The sequence below is a fragment of the Tardiphaga sp. genome (genome assembly GCF_041424195.1).
Taxonomy (GTDB): Bacteria; Pseudomonadota; Alphaproteobacteria; order Rhizobiales; family Xanthobacteraceae; genus Tardiphaga.
This window is the reverse complement of the sequence record NZ_JBGMOE010000026.1, coordinates 61,328-77,388: the sequence shown is the minus strand read 5'-3', so window position 1 is coordinate 77,388 and position 16,061 is coordinate 61,328. Positions and strand designations below refer to the sequence as shown.

Annotated in this window: 15 protein-coding genes; 10 read left to right on the top strand and 5 right to left on the bottom strand. The window is 61.3% G+C overall.

From position 1 onward, the window contains the following. Nucleotides 1-2: 2 nt before the first annotated feature. From cyoB to ACEK02_RS03240, 6 genes are read left to right on the top strand one after another with little or no spacing between them, the layout of a single operon-like run. A complete protein-coding gene (gene cyoB / locus ACEK02_RS03265; protein WP_371420365.1) occupies nt 3-2,027 on the top strand; it encodes a cytochrome o ubiquinol oxidase subunit I in 2,025 nt (674 codons plus the stop codon). Next, on the top strand, nt 2,024-2,656 hold the full coding sequence (gene cyoC / locus ACEK02_RS03260; RefSeq protein ID WP_371420364.1) for a cytochrome o ubiquinol oxidase subunit III: 633 nt from the start codon (nt 2,024-2,026) through the stop codon (nt 2,654-2,656). The genes cyoB and cyoC overlap by 4 nt, the downstream gene beginning before the upstream one ends. Beyond that, nucleotides 2,653-3,042: a cytochrome o ubiquinol oxidase subunit IV gene (gene cyoD / locus ACEK02_RS03255; protein WP_371420363.1), complete on the top strand. Its 390-nt coding sequence runs from the start codon at nt 2,653-2,655 to the stop codon at nt 3,040-3,042. Before cyoC ends, cyoD begins: the two co-directional genes overlap by 4 nt. Continuing rightward, a complete protein-coding gene (locus ACEK02_RS03250) occupies nt 3,042-3,863 on the top strand; it encodes an SURF1 family protein (protein ID WP_371420362.1) in 822 nt (273 codons plus the stop codon). Before cyoD ends, ACEK02_RS03250 begins: the two co-directional genes overlap by 1 nt. 57 nt (nt 3,864-3,920) lie before the next feature. Then, nucleotides 3,921-5,315, top strand: coding sequence for an ATP-binding protein (locus ACEK02_RS03245; RefSeq protein WP_371420361.1), 1,395 nt, complete (start codon nt 3,921-3,923; stop codon nt 5,313-5,315). Continuing rightward, nucleotides 5,305-5,838 (top strand): response regulator transcription factor, encoded by a 534-nt coding sequence (locus ACEK02_RS03240; RefSeq protein ID WP_184512409.1) that lies wholly within the window; start codon nt 5,305-5,307, stop codon nt 5,836-5,838. Before ACEK02_RS03245 ends, ACEK02_RS03240 begins: the two co-directional genes overlap by 11 nt. A 21-nt stretch (nt 5,839-5,859) precedes the next feature. Here ACEK02_RS03240 and ACEK02_RS03235 read toward each other — a convergent pair whose 3' ends face one another. Genes ACEK02_RS03235 through ACEK02_RS03220 form a run of 4 tightly spaced genes read right to left on the bottom strand, consistent with a single transcriptional unit; the run spans nt 5,860 to nt 9,984 of the window. Further along, nucleotides 5,860-7,299, bottom strand: coding sequence for an amidohydrolase family protein (locus ACEK02_RS03235; RefSeq protein WP_371420360.1), 1,440 nt, complete (start codon nt 7,297-7,299; stop codon nt 5,860-5,862). Between the two features lie 12 nt (nt 7,300-7,311). Then, nucleotides 7,312-8,337 carry an ABC transporter substrate-binding protein gene (locus tag ACEK02_RS03230; RefSeq protein WP_371420359.1) on the bottom strand — a complete coding sequence of 342 codons (1,026 nt, stop codon included), beginning with the start codon at nt 8,335-8,337 and terminating at the stop codon, nt 7,312-7,314. Between the two features lie 27 nt (nt 8,338-8,364). After that, complete coding sequence (locus ACEK02_RS03225) at nt 8,365-9,138, bottom strand: ABC transporter permease (RefSeq protein ID WP_371420358.1); 774 nt, start codon at nt 9,136-9,138, stop codon at nt 8,365-8,367. Further along, nucleotides 9,139-9,984, bottom strand: coding sequence for an ABC transporter ATP-binding protein (locus tag ACEK02_RS03220; RefSeq protein WP_371420357.1), 846 nt, complete (start codon nt 9,982-9,984; stop codon nt 9,139-9,141). A 173-nt stretch (nt 9,985-10,157) separates the two neighbouring features. Between ACEK02_RS03220 and ACEK02_RS03215 the strand changes: the two genes are divergently transcribed. Continuing rightward, entirely contained in the window at nt 10,158-10,859 is a 702-nt protein-coding gene (locus ACEK02_RS03215; protein ID WP_371420356.1) for a GntR family transcriptional regulator, read from the top strand. Nucleotides 10,860-10,873: 14 nt separating this feature from the next. On the opposite strand, the gene ACEK02_RS03210 is transcribed toward ACEK02_RS03215, so the two are convergent. Beyond that, on the bottom strand, nt 10,874-12,268 hold the full coding sequence (locus ACEK02_RS03210) for a PLP-dependent aminotransferase family protein (protein ID WP_371420355.1): 1,395 nt from the start codon (nt 12,266-12,268) through the stop codon (nt 10,874-10,876). A gap of 276 nt (nt 12,269-12,544) precedes the next feature. Between ACEK02_RS03210 and ACEK02_RS03205 the strand changes: the two genes are divergently transcribed. The 3 genes from ACEK02_RS03205 to ACEK02_RS03195 all read left to right on the top strand — a co-directional run bounded on the left by ACEK02_RS03205 (nt 12,545) and on the right by ACEK02_RS03195 (nt 16,011). After that, nucleotides 12,545-13,855 (top strand): hydroxymethylglutaryl-CoA reductase, degradative, encoded by a 1,311-nt coding sequence (locus ACEK02_RS03205; protein WP_371420354.1) that lies wholly within the window; start codon nt 12,545-12,547, stop codon nt 13,853-13,855. A gap of 162 nt (nt 13,856-14,017) precedes the next feature. Then, nucleotides 14,018-15,256, top strand: a complete 1,239-nt coding sequence (locus tag ACEK02_RS03200) for a CaiB/BaiF CoA transferase family protein (protein ID WP_371420353.1) — start codon at nt 14,018-14,020, stop codon at nt 15,254-15,256. After that, nucleotides 15,256-16,011: an enoyl-CoA hydratase/isomerase family protein gene (locus ACEK02_RS03195; RefSeq protein WP_371420352.1), complete on the top strand. Its 756-nt coding sequence runs from the start codon at nt 15,256-15,258 to the stop codon at nt 16,009-16,011. Before ACEK02_RS03200 ends, ACEK02_RS03195 begins: the two co-directional genes overlap by 1 nt. Nucleotides 16,012-16,061: the final 50 nt, after the last annotated feature.

Sequence of the window (16,061 nt, the reverse complement as noted above, 5' to 3'; positions counted from 1 at the left end):
GAATGTCTGATACAGCCGCACTGGCAAATACCGGGCTCGCGAAGTTCATCTTCGGCCGCCTGACATTGGAGTCGCTGCCGCTCCATGAACCGATTCTGGTCGCCACCTTCGCCATGGTCGCGCTCGGCGGCATCGTGCTGCTTGGCGCGCTGACCTATTTCAAGCTCTGGGGTTATCTCTGGAAGGAGTGGTTCACCAGCGTGGACCACAAGAAGATCGGCATCATGTATATGGTGCTGGGCATCGTCATGCTGCTGCGCGGTTTCGCTGACGCGATCATGATGCGCGCCCAGCAGGCCATGGCTTTCAATGGTTCGGACGGCTTCCTCCCTGCTCATCACTACGATCAGGTATTCACGGCCCATGGCGTGATCATGATCTTCTTCGTGGCGATGCCGTTAGTCACCGGCCTGATGAACTATATCGTGCCGCTGCAGATCGGTGCGCGCGACGTGTCGTTCCCGTTCCTCAACAATTTCAGCTTCTGGATGACGACCGGTGGCGCCATCCTCGTCATGATGTCGCTGTTCGTCGGTGAATTCGCCAAGACCGGCTGGCTGGCTTATCCGCCGCTATCGAATATCGGCTACAGTCCTGATGTCGGCGTCGACTATTATATCTGGGCGCTGCAGGTGGCCGGCGTCGGCACGACGCTATCGGGCATCAACCTGATCGCGACCATCGTGAAGATGCGCGCGCCGGGCATGACCATGATGAAGATGCCGATCTTCACCTGGACTTCGCTCTGCACCAACGTCCTGATCGTCGCGTCCTTCCCGATCCTAACGGCCGTGCTCGCGCTGCTGTCGCTGGATCGTTACGTCGGCACCAACTTCTTCACGAACGATCTCGGCGGCAACCCGATGATGTATGTGAACCTGATCTGGATTTGGGGCCACCCGGAGGTTTACATCCTGATTCTGCCGCTGTTCGGCGTGTTCTCGGAAGTGACCTCGACATTTTCGGGCAAGAAGCTGTTCGGCTACACCTCGATGGTCTACGCCACGCTGGTCATCACCATCCTATCCTATCTCGTCTGGTTGCATCACTTCTTCACCATGGGCTCGGGCGCCAGCGTGAATTCCTTCTTCGGCATCACGACGATGATCATCTCGATCCCGACGGGGGCCAAGATATTCAACTGGCTGTTCACGATGTATCGCGGCCGCATCCGGTTCGAATTGCCGATGATGTGGACGATCGCCTTCATGCTGACCTTCGTGATCGGCGGCATGACCGGCGTGCTGCTCGCGGTGCCGCCGGCTGACTTCGTGCTGCATAACAGCCTGTTCCTGATCGCCCACTTCCATAACGTCATTATCGGCGGCGTGGTGTTCGGTATCTTCGCGGCGATCAACTTCTGGTTCCCGAAGGCGTTCGGCTTCAGGCTCGATCCGTTCTGGGGCAAAGTGTCGTTCTGGGGCTGGGTTGTCGGCTTCTACTTCGCCTTCATGCCGCTTTATGTGCTCGGCCTGATGGGCGTCACCCGTCGCCTGCGTACCTTCGACGATCCGTCTCTGCAGATCTGGTTCATCATCGCGGCTTTCGGCGCCGTCTTGATCGCCATCGGCATTGGCGCCTTTCTGGTCCAGATCGCGGTTAGCATCTGGAATCGCGAGAAACTGCGCGATACCACCGGCGATCCGTGGAACGCCCGTACGCTGGAATGGGCAACGTCGTCGCCGCCGCCGGACTATAACTTCGCCTTCACCCCGGTCATTCACGACAACGACTCGTGGTGGGACATGAAGCGCCGCGGCTATGTCCGTCCACTGGAAGGTTTCAAGCCGATCCACATGCCGAAGAACACCGGTACTGGCGTGATCCTCTCGGTGCTCGCTACAGCAATGGGCTTCGCTCTGATTTGGTACATGTGGTGGCTCGCGGCTCTGAGCTTCGTCGCTCTCGTCGCCGTCGCGATCTTCCATACCTTCAACTACAACCGTGACTTCCATATCCCGGTGGAGGACGTCATCCGTACCGAGGGTGACCGTACGAAACTTCTCGCAGCGCAGGCCGCGTCATGAATATTACGACCCAGACGATAAACGGCACTGAAGTTCCGGTCTTCTACGTCGTCGACGAGCACGATCATCCGGCCGGCTCCAGCACCATGCTGGGGTTCTGGCTCTACCTGATGAGCGACTGCCTTATCTTCGCGATGCTGTTCGCAACCTTCGGCGTACTCGGCGGCAGCTATGCCGCAGGACCGGGACCGAAGGATCTGTTCGACCTCAAGCTCGTCGCGCTCAACACCGCGATGCTGCTGTTCTCGTCGATCACCTATGGCTTCGCAATGCTGGAGATGATGAAGGGCAGAGTGAAGTCGACCCAGATGTGGCTCGGCATCACCGGCCTGTTCGGCCTGGCCTTCCTGTGCATCGAACTCTACGAGTTCCACCACATGATCCATGAAGGTGCAGGACCCTGGCGCAGCGCCTTCCTGTCGTCCTTCTTCACGCTGGTCGGTACCCACGGTCTGCACGTCACCTTCGGCATCATCTGGCTGGTTACGCTGATGGTGCAGGTCGCCCGGTTCGGTCTGATCGAGGCGAATCAGCGCCGTCTGATGTGCCTGAGCATGTTCTGGCACTTCCTCGATGTCGTCTGGATCGGCGTCTTCACCTTTGTTTATCTGCTGGGAGTGCTGCGATGAGCGCCGATGCACATGCCGCGCACGGACATGGTCACGATGACCACGGTCATGATGACGGCCGCGACCACGGTTCGATGAAGTCCTATCTGATCGGCTTCTTCCTGTCGGTCGTCCTCACCGCCATTCCGTTCTGGCTGGTGATGACCAATGCGATTGAGAACAAGAACTGGACTATCGCGATCGTCGTTGCGTTCGCTGTGGTGCAGATCGTGGTTCACATGGTCTACTTCCTGCACATGAACACGACGTCGGATGCCGGCTGGACCATGATGGCGCTGATCTTCACGATCATCGTCGTGGTTATTGCGCTGAGCGGCTCGCTCTGGGTGATGTATCACCTCAACGTCAACATGATGCCGGTTCACGACATGAGGAATATGCCCTGATGGCCATGGCGCGCGCCAACGACGGGGTCGTCGTGGGCCGCCCGGCCAGACAGGACTCCTCTGAATCGAAAATCGAATCCGGGCGGTCGCCACGTCGCGCGACGACGCTCGCGGTGCTGGGTCTGCTGGCGCTGCTCGGCATTGCGGGATTGACCGCGCTGGGCATCTGGCAGGTCGAACGCCGCGCCTGGAAACTGGATCTGATCGCACGCGTCGATCAGCGCAGCCACGCCGCGCCCGAAGCTGCACCCGGGCCCGCGGCGTGGCTTGCGATCAATCGCAGTGACGATGAATATCGTCGCATCAGCGTCACCGGCCGGTTCGTGCCGGGTGCCGATACTCTGGTTCAGGCCGTCTCGGATCTCGGCGCCGGCTTCTGGGTGCTGACCCCATTGCGCGCCGAGGCCGGCTACACCGTTTTGGTGAACCGGGGCTTTGTCAGCCCGGATGAGCGTAAGGCTGGCGCATTCGGGGCGCCCGCGACGCCGGTGTCGGTGACGGGCCTCCTGCGCATCACCGAGCCGAAGGGCGGGTTCCTGCGCAGCAACGATCCGGTCGCCCAGCGCTGGTATTCCCGCGACGTCGAGGCCATTGCGGCCAGCCAGAAGCTCGGTGTCGTCGCGCCTTATTTCATCGATGCCAATGCCGCGCTGGACGCGCCGGGTCAGCCTCATGGCGGGCTGACCGTGATCGCGTTCCCGAATAATCACGTAGTCTATGCCATCACCTGGTTCGGCCTGGCTTTGATGCTGGCCGGTGGCGCCTTGTTCGTCGCCCGTGACGAGTGGCGGATTCGGAAAAAATCACTACCTCGCGTATGACGTCATGGACGACGCGCCGGTTCGATTGAGACCGGCCGATCAGGCCGACGGGGCGAGATGCCGGGTTTGGGAGCAGAGAGCAACGTGGAGACACCAGACGTCAGTGGCGTCAGTGCGGTGACCGCGTCGCCTAGCGCGGGAGCTGCCACACGTGTCGCGCTCGCGGCTTCACCGCTCGACGAGACCACCAATATCAAGAACATCAATCTGCTGATCCAGTTGCGCTGGATCGCAGTGGTCGGGCAGGTCCTGACCATCGGCTTCGTGCATCTGGTGATGGGGATCGCACTACCGTTGATGGCCATGGTCATGGTGCTGTGTGGCTCGGTATTCCTGAATGTCATCAGCCAGGAATGGCTGCGCCAGCAGACCGACGCGCGTGACCGCGAACTGCTGCTGCTCTTGCTGCTCGACGTGGCGGCGCTGACCGGGCAGCTCTATCTGAGCGGTGGGGCGACAAATCCATTCGTGTCGCTCTATCTTCTGCAAGTGACGCTCGGGGCGATGCTGCTGAATGGCCGCTCGACCTGGGTCGTGGTTGTCGTTGCCTGTCTATGTTTCGCCGGGCTGATTGTGTTTCATCGCCCGCTGGAGCTGCCGGACGCGCTGCGCGACGACCTGTTCCAGTTGCACATTATCGGCATGCTGATCTGCTTCGTGCTGGACGCGGCGCTGATCGTCGTTTTCATGGCGCGCATCGCGCAAAACTTGCGCGAACGGGACGAGGGTCTCGCAGCGCTGCGCCAGCAAGCCGCGGAGGAAGATCATATCGTGCGCATGGGCCTGCTCGCCTCGGGCGCCGCGCATGAACTCGGCACACCGCTGGCATCACTGTCTGTTATCCTCAGCGACTGGCGCCGAATGCCGGCGCTTGCGGGTAATTCCGAGCTGATGGAAGAGATCAGCGAGATGCAGGCCGATGTGCAGCGCTGCAAATCGATCGTCACCGGCATTCTGATGTCGGCCGGCGACATGCGCGGCGAGGCTCCGGTCGTGACCACAGTCAATGGCTTCTTCGGCGAGTTGGTCGAGGACTGGCGCGGCGCCCGCTCGATCAACACGCTGGTCTATGAGAACCGGTTTGGCGAGGATATGCCGATTGTGTCGGACTCGGCATTGAAGCAGATGATCTTCAACGTGCTCGACAATGCGAATGAAGTATCTCCACTCTGGGTCCGGCTGGCCATCGAGCGCGATGGCCAATTTCTGGTACTGAAGGTCAGCGACATGGGGCCGGGTTTCCCCAAAGAGATGCTGGCGAATCTTGGAAGACCCTACAATTCAAGCAAAGGCCAGTCCGGGCGCGGGCTCGGTCTGTTTCTGGTGGTCAATGCCGTCCGCAAACTGGGCGGCACCGTGGTGGCAGAGAATCGGCCCGTGGGCGGCGCCCTGGTGACGTTGTCGCTGCCGTTGTCCGCCCTCGCGATTGGAGCGCGCAAACATGTCGGATGAACGTCTGCTGATCATTGTCGAGGATGACGAAGGTTTCGCGCGCACCTTGAAGCGTTCGTTTGAGCGTCGCGGTTACACTGTGCTGCATTCCGAGGGCTTCGAGACCTTGACCGAGGTGCTCGGCGACAAGGTGCCGGGCTATGCGGTGGTCGATCTCAAGCTTGCGGGCGCCTCGGGCCTGGCCTGTGTTGAAGCGCTGCACGCGCTGAGCCCTGAGATGCTGATCGTGGTGCTCACCGGCTATGCCAGCATCGCCACGGCGGTGGAGGCGATCAAGCTTGGCGCGTGTCATTACCTTGCGAAGCCCTCGAACACCGACGATATCGAGGAAGCATTCCAGAAAGCGACAGGCGACGTTCAGGTGGCGCTCACGGAACGTCCGACTTCGATCAAGACGCTGGAATGGGAGCGCATCCATCAGACGCTGGTGGAAAGCGATTTCAACATTTCGGAGACCGCGCGCCGTCTCGGCATGCATCGCCGCACGCTGGCCCGAAAGCTGGAAAAACGTCAGGTGAACTAAGGCTGCTTGAGGTTGGATGAGCTAGCAGCACCCCTGCTGCCGGAACCAGTGCGCCACGGCGCTTTCGAACGGCGCCCAGGTGCGTTCGAACGCCTTGAACTGCGGCACGCTCTTCCGGTAGAGCCCGCGCAACTCTATCTCCATGGCCTCCAGGTCTACACCGGTCGGTTTTCCATCGCGGCTGATGGTGCGGCCGTTGACGATCACATCGCGGATGCAGCTGCTGTTGCCGCGGGCAAACAGCATGTCGATCGGGTCGACAGGCATGATGGCATCGCGGTCGAGCTGGCCGATATCGAGTGTCACGAAATCCGCGGCTTCTCCGGCTGCGAGTATGCCCGTCCCCGGTGCGCCGATCGACTTGCGGCCGTTGCGGATGGCGACCACGAGAAACTCTGCCCGGCTCCACGTGCGGTCGAAGCCGAGGCCGTCATGCGCCATCTGCACCAGGCGCATTTCGCGGATCGCATCATCGTCCTCGTCGAGAGCGATGCCGTCGATGCCCACGGCGATCGGACAGCCGCGGCGATGTGCATCAGCAATCGGCGCAAGACCGGAATGCAGATGCAAATTGGAGCTGAAATTCGTTACGATGGTCGCGCCGGATTCGGCGATCATGTCGAGTTCGCCCGGGCGGGCATGAATGCAATGGGCCAGCGTCAGTCGGCTCGATAGCAGGCCGATCTCTTTCAGAAAGCGCACAACGCCGCCGGGAAAAGCGCGGTCGGCCCATTGCCGCTGATAAATGGTTTCGAGCAGGTGCATGTGGACGCGCCGGCCGGTGATCGCGGAGCGCTCTGCGATGGTTTCGAGCAAAGCGGGCGAGCACCACTGGACGCCGGCGGGGCCGAACTGCACGTCGACCATCGGTCCGGCGATGGCGGCATGAATGGCCTCCACGCGGTCGAGATATTCTGACGGTGTCGGGCTCGGCCGAATGAACATGTCCTGGATCGTGCTGCGGTCATCTTCAGGCAATGCGGCAAGCACGTCGGCGCTGTCGCCATAGACGATCGGGTTCTGGTCGCGCACGGCCAGCGCGAAGGCCAGCCGGATGCCGACATCGCTCGCGGCCTTTGCAATGGCGATCGACTCATCGAGGATCGGCATCTTCCCGCTCGGGCGGGTGTAATGAATCATAGCGCCGCCGCAGCCTGCACGCGCCGAGCGGGCGAGCGAGACAGCGGCGACGAGATAGGGATCGGGCGGCGTACCGAAGGCCGAACGAACGATCCAGGATTCCAGCGGCATGTTCGATGCGCCGAAGGATGTCATGGACGGCCGGGCATGGTCGTGGGCATTGATCAGCGCGGGAATGGTCAGATGGTTCGTCTGCGGCGAAAGGCTTGCGCCGGTCGAGACGCTCGTGATCAGGCCATCCGTATAATGGAGGCTGGCCCGAGGAACGAGGCCCCGATCTGTGCCGGTGAAGATATTCGTCGCAGACGCAACCTCGGTCATGCCGCGTGTCACTCAGTTCGCGGTATAGACCAGTTCGCGATCCCCACGCGCCGGCAGGAATTCGCGGGAAAATACTTCCTTCGGAGTCGGGGTGCGCTTCAGGTCGTAACCTTCGACGACCATGCCGATGGCGCGGGCCATGCGGTCATCCTTGATGTCGCCGACGCCGATTTCCTTCATCTCGGGCGAGACCATCAGCTTGTCGAAGGAATATTGCAGGCGGCGCTTCTCGACGGGAACATCCACCAGATTATCGAAGGCGACGACCGACGCCATACCTGCGTTCTGATCCTTTGCTACGGCGATGTTGGCCTTGTTGATCGCGCGGACCAGGCCGGCAACGGCCTTTGGATTCGACGCCAACAGCTTCTGCGACACCATCACGCCATTTGAATACAGGTCGAGGCCGAATTCACCGAAGGAGAACCACTTGTAATCCTTTTCGGGATCCTGGCGATTCAGGACGAGGTTGAAATAGCTGGTGATGTTGAACACGAGGGCAGCGTCGATATCGCCCTTGATCAGCATCGGCTCCTGAAGATTGGGCGCCATGTTGGTAACCTTGATCTTGTCGGCCGCGAGGCCGTTCTTCTGGATGAAGACCGGCAGCAGGCGGGTCGTCGGCGTGCCTTGCGCGCCGCCCAGCGTGCGTCCTTCGAAATCCTTTATCGTCTTGATGCCGCTGGTGTTCTTGGTGACGATCGAGAAAGGCGGCTGGTTCCACATCATATAGACCATCACTGGCGCGTCCTGCGGGCGTGTCGATGCGTTCTGGATGATGGCATTGACGTCGCCGAAGCCGGCATCCCAGGCGCCGGACATGATGCGGGTCACCGTCGCGCCCGAGCCTTCGCCTTGATCAATCACGACGTTCAGGCCCTCTTCCTTGAAGTAGCCTTTGTCCTTCGCGTAGAAGAACGCCGCGTCACTGCCCTGGGTTTTCCAGCCCAATGTGAACTTGATGGTCGTCTCCTGAGCAAAGGCAGAGCCTGTGAGCAGGACGCTGCCGATTGCGAGGGCGGTCAATCTTTTCAACATGACGTTCTCCTGGTTGATGTGGGTTGATTAGGTCGCAACGAGATCGTTCTTGCGCGTGGCCCAGCCGGTCACGCGCGCCTCGATCAGAGAGAAAATGACGTAAAGCGCCACGCCGAGGATCGCGAGAATGAACAGGCAGGCAAAGACCAGCGGGACATTGAAGTTCGATGATGCGCTCATCATCACATTGCCGATGCCGCGGTTGGACGCGACGGTTTCCGCCAGTACCGCGCCGACAAACGCGTAGCTGACCGCAACTTTCAGCGAAGCGAAGAAGAACGGCATGGTGCGCGGCAGGCCGACATTCCAGAGAATGTCCATCTTGCTGGCGCCGAGGGCCTTCAGCACGTCTTCCAGCTCGGGCTCTGTGGTGGCGAGGCCGGTCGCGATATTGACGACGATGGGGAAGAAGCAGATCGACAGCGCGGTGAGGATCGCAGGTACGGAGCCGGAGCCGAACCACAACACGAAGATCGGCACGACGGCGACTTTCGGGATCGACGAGAAGCCGACGAGCAGCGGATAGGCGGTGTCATAGGCAACTTTCGAGACGCCAATGACCGCGCCCAGCACCACGCCGAGGCCGACACCAAGGGCAAAACCGGCCATGGTCGTGCTTAGGGTCTGGGTGATATGCGGCCACAGCACCGGGAAGCGCGCGATCAGTGTCGCGAGAACATCGGTTGGGCGCGGCAAGATCAAATCGGACATGCCCGAGACGACGCAGAACAGTTGCCACGCCGCGAAGAAGGCGACGATTAGTCCGAATGACCAGAGTTTTTGACGCAGGCCGAGATTCATTTATGCCTCCTGCGTGGCGGACGCATTGCTCCGCGCATTGACGATCAGATCGCGCAGACGCTGGTTCAGCGCGACGAAGTCCGGCTCGAAAGTCATCGGAATGGTGCGTGGGCGGGCGAAGTCCACACGGCTGTCGTCGAGGATACGGCCCGGCCGGGCGCTCATCACGCAGATGCGGCTGGCCAGGAAGCCGGCTTCGCGGAGATCGTGCGTGACGAGCAGCACCGTAGGTTTGTGCTGCAGCCAGAGGCTCTGCAGGATCGACCAGAGTTCCTCCTTGGTGAACTGGTCGAGCGCGCCGAAGGGCTCGTCGAGCAGCAACATGCGCGGTTCATGGATCAGTGCGCGGCACAGATTGGCTCGCTGCAGCATGCCGCCGGAGAGTTGCCAGGGATACCTGTTGCCGAAATCCTTGAGGCCGACCTGCGCCAGCAGCGCATGGGCCTTGTCGCGAAATTCGCCTTTGCGCTTCTGTCGATACTCGGACCGGAACGGCTCCACGATCTTGAGCGGCAACATGATGTTCCGCTCGATGGTCAGCCAGGGCAGCATGGTCGGATTCTGGAACGCCATGCCGATCCGTAGCGCCTTGGCAGCGACCTCGCGGCCGCCGACGATCACGACGCCGGTGGTGGGGTGAAGCAGATTGCTGACGAGCTTGAGGATCGTCGACTTGCCGCAGCCGGAGGGGCCGACAAGGGCGAGGAATTCGCCGTCGGGAATGCTAAGGTTGGTCTCGGCGAGTGCCGGCGTGGCGGTCGGGCCGCGGCCGAAGGTCACCGAGGTGGCCGACAATTCGATCGCGGTCGGCCTGCGCTGGGCTCCGGTGGCCCTCGTGTCTTGCATACTTGTCATAGCTACAAGTGCATGCAATTGGAGTGCCACTTGAGTCCGGGGCGAAACGTTGTCATTTTACGTTCGCTCTCCATTCCCTGAGGAATTATTGGGCAACCATTCTTCTCGACTGCATGCACTTCGGGCACGGCCCCGAACGCTCAAATCGCGACAGGTCTGACTGAATGCCAGAAGCGCCGAACTCAAAAGACAAGGTTGGGGTCATCTGCCGCGCGCTGCGGCGGGCGATCATCGAGCAGGCTCTGGAGCCCGGCGCCAAGCTTCCCGAGGACTCCCTGGGTGAGCGCTTCGGCGTCAGTCGGACCATTGCGCGCTATGCACTCGGGCAACTGGCGTCCGAGGGGCTTGTGGAGCTTCGCCGTAATCGCATTGCAGTGGTTGTGACTCCGAGCTGGCAGGATGCCCGGGACATTTTCGACATCCGGATGGATCTCGAACGGCTGATCGTCCGCAAGATCGCCGGCAAGCTCAGCAGCAGCCAGATCGCGCGCCTCAAAGCGCATGTCGAGGCGGAGCGCGAGGCGCATGATGGGCCGAACGCCGTGTCCATCCGCCTAGCGACGGAATTTCACATCATGTTGGCGTCGATGACCAACAGCCCGGTGCTGGTCCGCTATGTGAGCGAGATCGCCTATCGCTGCTGTCTGACGCTGTCGCTGTTCAGTCGGCCGCATTCGTCGGAATGCGGCATCAGCGAGCATATTGCGATCATCGAAGCGCTGCAGGACGGCGACGCCAACAAGGCGATGTCGCTGATGCATTCGCATCTCGACTCGGTCGCCAACCGCGCCCTGGTGGAGCCGACCCCGGCGCGCGGTCGGGATCTGCTGGATGTGCTGGCGCCCTATGCCGAAGAAGCGACCTGAAGGCGTCGCTGCGTCTATTGCAGTCGGCGGAGCAGAAATTCGTAGAACCTCGGATTGTCCGCCCGCGACACATTGATCCTGATCGCCCGCGCCAGCGGACTATTCTTGTCGAGGCAGAACAGGCTTCCCGGCGCGATGAAGATGCTGTCTTTCGCGCCTTCGCGCGCCAGCGCCATGTCGTTGATTCCGTCCGGCAGCAGCAGATACAGGTAATAGCCCGTGCGTGCGTCGGCATAGATCTGATGGCCGCTGCGAACGAGATTGGCGCGCACCTGGCCTATGGCGGCGTCACTCCGCTGTCCCAGCCGCTTCAGGTGCCGGTCATAGTGGCCGTCGGCGAGCAGCCGGTGCAACAGCCGCTCCACATGGCCGGAACTGTTGACGGTGGTGAGCATCTTCAGTTCGGCCAGCGTCGCGATGCGGTCGCTGCGGGCGGCGATGAAGCCCGATCGCAGGCTCGCCGACAGCGTCTTTGAGAAGGTCCCGATCGAGATCACATTGTTCAGCTGATCGAGCGTCGCCAGCCGGCCGTTCGCCGCCATCGGCAGATCGGCAAACGGGTCGTCCTCGACGATCACGAGATTAGATCGCATCGCCGTCTGAAGCACCGCATGCGCTACGGGCAGCGTGATCGATCCTCCGGTCGGATTGTGGCCGAGCGACTGCGTGAAGAACAGCTTCGGCCGCTCCGACCGGATCTTTGCGGCGAGGTCATCCACATCCGGTCCATCTGCCAGGCGGCGAACGCCGACGATGCGAATCTGGGCCAGCGTGAGCTTTGCGAACAAAGGATAGTAGCCGGGCTCGTCCACCAGCACCGTATCGCCAGGCGACAGCATCGCGCGGATGATCAGGTCGAGCGCGTGATTGGCTCCGAATGTGAGCAGAAGCCCGTCTTCCCTCACCGCAATTTGCTGGGCTTGCTGCCGCAACGCGATCTGTTGTCGGAGCGGCAGGAATCCGAGCGCAGAGCCATAGGCGTCAGCCGCGGCCGGCAGGATCCGTCCGGTCCCGCTCAGATGGCGCTTGATCTCCGATTGTTCCGTCCACGAAGCCGGCGGCCGTCCGTCGCCGACGCGAATCTCGAAATTCTGCGAGAGCTGGGCGCTCAGCAGAGATGCAATGTCGACGGCTTCGCTGACGTGTTTCGGTCGCCCGCCATCATCGCCGCGATAGATGACAACGAAACCGGAGCCTGCCTTGGCCGCAACGAATTTGCCAAGCACCAGCCGGTCATAGGCGTCGACCACGGTGTTCTTCGACACGCCAAATTCCACGGCGGCCTTTCTGATTGAAGGCAGGCGGTTGCCTTCCGACAACGCGCCGGAGAGGATTTGCGCACGCAACCGACTGGCTAAAGTCTGGGCCAGCGTTGCTCTGTGGTCGGACGGTTCACGAGAAGCGGTCAAGCAATGTCTCCGGGTGCAGTGCTGGACGATCCATCAGAACCGTACCTTTTTCCAAGAGCGACAAGATTGAATTCAATAGTCCAGTCTCATGTCTCCGCGCAGACGGATCTTGGGTCGCGCGCCATTTGCAGGGAAAAATGCTGCATCCGTGACCAGAGAAGTCATTTCGTCATGGGTACAGTCTAGGACAATATTTCAAAACTGTCTCTTTCGGAGATCATCCACGGGTGCCTAACGTGCGGCCAACAAAAGACCCTGTGTGTGGGAGGCGCCGCAATGGCCGGTTCGAAGTCGGGCGAACAACCCGGAAAGATCAATTCGCGTTTGGAGAATCTGCGCAATCTCGCGCCTGCCGAAAGGCTGGGCCGTGTGATCGACGCGACCTCGCTCGGTGACACCGAGCGCGCGGCCTTCGGCCCCGGTACGCTGCCGCTCGAACTTGCCAACGGCATGATCGAGAATGTCATCGGCACGTTCGAACTGCCGGTCGGTATCGCTACCAATTTCACCGTGAACGGCCGTGACTACCTGATTCCGATGGCGGTCGAGGAGCCGTCAGTGGTGGCTGCGGCGTCCTATATGGCTCGCATCGTTCGCAAATGCGGTGGCTTCCAGACCTCGAGCTCCGCGCCGATCATGCGTGCGCAGGTGCAGGTGCTGGGCGTGACCGACGTGCACGGTGCCCGTGCGCGCGTGCTGCGCGCGCGCGATGCCATCCTTGAAGCGGCCAATGCCAAAGACAAAGTGCTGATCTCGCTCGGCGGCGGCTGCCGCGACGTCGAGGTGCATGTGTTCGAAGACACGCCGGTGGGGCCGATGATGGCCGTGCATCTCATCGTCGACGTACGCGATGCCATGGGCGCCAACACCGTCAACACGATGGCGGAGACGGTCGCGCCACTGATCGAGAAGATTACCGGCGGCACCGTGCGTCTGCGCATCCTGTCGAACTATGCCGATCTGCGCATCGCCCGCGCCACGGTGTCAGTGACGCCGGAGGCGCTGAAGACCGAGGAATATGCTGGCGAGCGCATTGCCCGTGGTATCGTCGAGGCCTGCGCATTTGCGATCGTCGATCCCTACCGCGCTGCGACCCACAACAAGGGCATCATGAACGGTATCGATCCCATCGTGGTCGCCACCGGCAATGACTGGCGCGCCATCGAAGCCGGCGCTCATGTCTGGGCCTCGCGCTCCGGCCGCTACACCTCGCTGACCAATTGGGAAATCGATGGCAGGGGCAATCTCGTCGGCACCATTGAGATGCCGATGGCGCTTGGCCTCGTCGGCGGCGCCACCAAGACCCATCCCGCCGCGCGAGCGGCCCTGAAGATACTTGGCGTGCAGAGTGCGCAGGAACTGGCGGAAGTCGCTGTTGCCGTCGGCCTGGCCCAGAACATGGGAGCACTTCGCGCGCTCGCGACGGAAGGCATCCAGAAGGGCCATATGGCACTTCACGCCAGAAATATCGCGATCGTTGCCGGCGCTGCTGGCGACGAGATCGAGAAGGTCGCCGCCGCCCTCGCAGCCGATCACGATGTGCGTGTCGATCGCGCCAAGGAAGTTCTTGAGAAGCTGCGTTCGTAAAAAGCGAAGTTTTTCCAACGCCAGTTTTTGCGACGCAAATTCGTGCAAGCGCTGCCGGCACAGTCGGCGAATATGAAATGTATCCTCGATGCTCATGCTCTTGTACGAAAACCATGCGCGCCGATGTTGTTGGCGTCCATTCGCATGGACTGGGAGGATGATGTGAACACGGAAGAAAAGATGGGTGGGTTGAAGGAACGTAATGGTCCTCTCAAGGGCGTGACGGTGCTCGACATCACGCGGGTCGTCGCAGGTCCATTCTGCTCGATGTTGTTCGCAGACCTGGGTGCCACCGTGATCAAGGTGGAGCATCCCTGCGAGCCGGATTACGCGCGAACATTTCCGCCTTTCGTTGGTGAAAGCGATGAGCAGCTCAGCGCCTTCTTCACGCAATTCAACCGCAACAAGCGGGGCATCACGCTCAATCTCAAATCCCACGACGGCAAGGCCCTGCTGAAGAAGCTGGTGCAGAAGGCCGACATCCTTGTCGAGAATTTCCGGCCCGGCACGATGGACAAGCTTGGCCTCAGCTACGAGGTACTGCGCGAGCTCAATCCGAAGCTGGTCTACACCGCCATCAGCGGTTTCGGCCGCACAGGCCCCAATTCCTCCAAGCCGGCCTATGACAATACGGGGCAGGCGGCCGGCGGGCTGTGGTCCATGAACGGTTATGCCGACATGCCGCCGGTCCGCGTCGGCACGATCATAGGCGATCTCGCTGCGTCCCTCTATGCGGCCATCGGAACGCTCGCAGCATTGCGAGAGGCAGAAAAGACCGGTGCCGGTCAGGTGGTCGACGTGTCTCAGCAAGACTCCGTGCTGACACTGACCGAGAATGCGGTGGTCCGCTACACCGCGCAGAAAGAAGTCGCTTCGCCACTGGGCAACGATCACCCGTTCGTTCGACCTTATGGCCAGTTTCCCTGCAAGGACGGCTACGTCTTCTTCGGTGGCTACACCGACAAGTTCTGGGCGATCACCTGCACGCTGTTCGGCGAACCGGAGCAGGCCAGGGATCCTGCCATCGATACGATGGAGAAACGGTTCGATCACACTGTGGCGGAAACCAGGGTGAAGCCGCTGCTGGAGCGCTGGTTCAGCAATTACACCAAGGCCGAGCTCGAAGAGATGGCGGGCGACAAGATCCCGCTCAGCGCCATCAAGAACATCGCCGAAGTGGTGGAAGACCCGCACATCGCTGCGCGAAACATGATCGTCAATGTGCCGGTCGCCGGCCAGCTGATTGGTATGTTCGGCCTTCCGATCAAACTGTCCGGTGCAGATCAGACGTCGTTCGAGAAGGCGCCGATGCCCGGCGAACATAATGCGGATGTGCTTGCCCGCCTGGCTGGCGTAACGCCGGACGAGCTGGCGCGTCTCAAGGCGTCGGGAGCGATCTGATGTCGATCGATGTCACCAGAGACGGCCATGTCGCCACTGTCCGCATCAACCGGCCGCACAAGATGAATGCGCTGACGCTCGCGATGTATGACGATCTTGGCCGCGCCTTTCACGCGATCAAGGATGACGACGCCGTGCGCGTCGTTGTGCTGGCCGGCACGGGCGACCGTGCTTTCTGCGTCGGTGCGGATCTGATGGAGTCGATCCCGGCGCTGGCCGCCGATACCATCGACATTTCCGCCTGGGATCCCGCACATATCAAGTTTCCGGGCTTCTACAAGCCGGTCATCAGCGCCATCCGCGGCATGTGCATGGGCGGTGGTTTCGAGATCATGCTGGCGACCGACATTCGCATCGCCGCGCGCGATGCCATCTTCCAGTTGCCTGAGCCGAAACATGGTTTCGTGCCGGCCGGCGGCACGCTGGTGCGTCTGGTCCGGCAGATCGGCTACGCCCATGCCATGGAGATCATGCTGACGGCGGAACGCTTTTCCGCCAATGACCTCTTTACCAGGGGCGTCGTCAATCGCGTCGTCGATGCGGAACAGGTCGAGTCGGTCGCGTTCGAATTCGCCGAAAAGATCGCCGCGCTGAGCCCGATTGCGATCCAGACCATCAAGGAAGCCGCGCTGACGCTGCAGGACCTCCCGCTCGCGGACGCCTTTCACAAGGAGGCCGCCCTCGGCCAGCGCACCTTTACGAGTGTAGACGCCAAGCGCGGTCTCGCCGCCTTCGCGAACAGAAGCGGGAAGTAACGACAAGACCACATCGCAACAGGCGTATTGAGCCAATCAATACGCGGAAG

What these genes read in the sequence shown, in the direction of transcription:
- cyoB (WP_371420365.1), top strand. Translation starts at nt 3, where the DNA reads ATGTCTGATACAGCCGCACTGGCAAATACCGGGCTCGCGAAGTTCATC.
- cyoC (WP_371420364.1), top strand. Translation starts at nt 2,024, where the DNA reads ATGAATATTACGACCCAGACGATAAACGGCACTGAAGTTCCGGTCTTC.
- cyoD (WP_371420363.1), top strand. Translation starts at nt 2,653, where the DNA reads ATGAGCGCCGATGCACATGCCGCGCACGGACATGGTCACGATGACCAC.
- ACEK02_RS03250 (WP_371420362.1), top strand. Translation starts at nt 3,042, where the DNA reads ATGGCCATGGCGCGCGCCAACGACGGGGTCGTCGTGGGCCGCCCGGCC.
- ACEK02_RS03245 (WP_371420361.1), top strand. Translation starts at nt 3,921, where the DNA reads ATGCCGGGTTTGGGAGCAGAGAGCAACGTGGAGACACCAGACGTCAGT.
- ACEK02_RS03240 (WP_184512409.1), top strand. Translation starts at nt 5,305, where the DNA reads ATGTCGGATGAACGTCTGCTGATCATTGTCGAGGATGACGAAGGTTTC.
- ACEK02_RS03235 (WP_371420360.1), bottom strand. Translation starts at nt 7,299, where the DNA reads ATGACCGAGGTTGCGTCTGCGACGAATATCTTCACCGGCACAGATCGG.
- ACEK02_RS03230 (WP_371420359.1), bottom strand. Translation starts at nt 8,337, where the DNA reads ATGTTGAAAAGATTGACCGCCCTCGCAATCGGCAGCGTCCTGCTCACA.
- ACEK02_RS03225 (WP_371420358.1), bottom strand. Translation starts at nt 9,138, where the DNA reads ATGAATCTCGGCCTGCGTCAAAAACTCTGGTCATTCGGACTAATCGTC.
- ACEK02_RS03220 (WP_371420357.1), bottom strand. Translation starts at nt 9,984, where the DNA reads ATGCAAGACACGAGGGCCACCGGAGCCCAGCGCAGGCCGACCGCGATC.
- ACEK02_RS03215 (WP_371420356.1), top strand. Translation starts at nt 10,158, where the DNA reads ATGCCAGAAGCGCCGAACTCAAAAGACAAGGTTGGGGTCATCTGCCGC.
- ACEK02_RS03205 (WP_371420354.1), top strand. Translation starts at nt 12,545, where the DNA reads ATGGCCGGTTCGAAGTCGGGCGAACAACCCGGAAAGATCAATTCGCGT.
- ACEK02_RS03195 (WP_371420352.1), top strand. Translation starts at nt 15,256, where the DNA reads ATGTCGATCGATGTCACCAGAGACGGCCATGTCGCCACTGTCCGCATC.